The organism is Pseudoalteromonas sp. TB25 (genome assembly GCF_000497995.1).
GTDB classification, from domain to species: Bacteria; Pseudomonadota; Gammaproteobacteria; order Enterobacterales; family Alteromonadaceae; genus Pseudoalteromonas; species Pseudoalteromonas distincta.
Genome location: NZ_AUTI01000044.1, coordinates 1 through 952 on the forward strand (window position 1 = coordinate 1; position 952 = coordinate 952).

At 39.9% G+C, this 952-nt stretch carries 1 protein-coding gene; it reads right to left on the reverse strand.

What is annotated here, in order from left to right; genetic code table 11:
- Nucleotides 1-316: 316 nt before the first annotated feature.
- Nucleotides 317-952, reverse strand: a 636-nt coding sequence (locus L652_RS0100820; RefSeq protein ID WP_024603189.1) for an anion permease, incomplete at its 5' end; no start/stop codon positions are given.

The following is a 952-nucleotide window of genomic DNA, read 5'->3' on the forward strand; positions in this document are numbered from 1 at the left end:
AATGCTCATTTAGAACAACTAAATAGCGAATTTTTTGCCTAGCTATCAACACGTTTTTCCAGCCTCAAAATAGATCACTTAATTAAGCGAATTGGTATTAAAAATAACCCGGCACTTTCTAAGTGTTCAATCATAGTTAGTTTTCTGAGGCTTAATAAGTAGTCTCGGTCTGAATATGCTGCCTTTATGAATTTAAAAACCATAATGCTCCCTTCTAACAGCCCTAATGTTTATATTTTTAGGGCTGAAGCACTTGAACTTGTTCTAAACTCAAGTGCGCAGTATTAAATGTGCAAGCCAAACTAACAAGGCAATATTACCAATACCCAAGTGCTTTCCACCAAAGCCCGCCAATAACTCCCCATACACTTAAATTAATAACGCTCATTATAAGGCCCATTACCCACCAGTCTTTTAACGATACATAGCCTGAGCCAAACACTATGGGTGATGTGCCTGTTGCGTAATGCGTTAACGACATCATGAGTGATGAGGCGCCAGCTAACAGTAAACCTAAAAATAAAGGCGGAGCGCCAAGCGCCAAACCTGCGGCGTAAAATGCGGCAAACATAGCAGTAATATGTGCTGTGGTACTGGCAAAAAAGTAATGAGCATAAAAATACACAGCTACCAATATAATAGCCGATACAATCCAGTCAAAGCCCAGTTGCGCAATATTGCTCTCAACAAGTGTTGAAAACCACGTTACCAAACCTAGTTTATTTAAAAAAGTGGCCATCATTACTAATGCTGAAAACCAAACAACGGTATCCCACGCAGACTTTTCTTTAAGTACATCGTCCCAGCTTAATACACCAGTCACTAATAAAACCGACAAACCTAAAAAAGCCACTGCGGTTGTATTAACTGCGTAGTCAGCCCCTAAAATCATTGCAGGTACGCCGGCCCATAAAACAAGCAGCATAGCAAAAACACCCACCATTATTTTTTC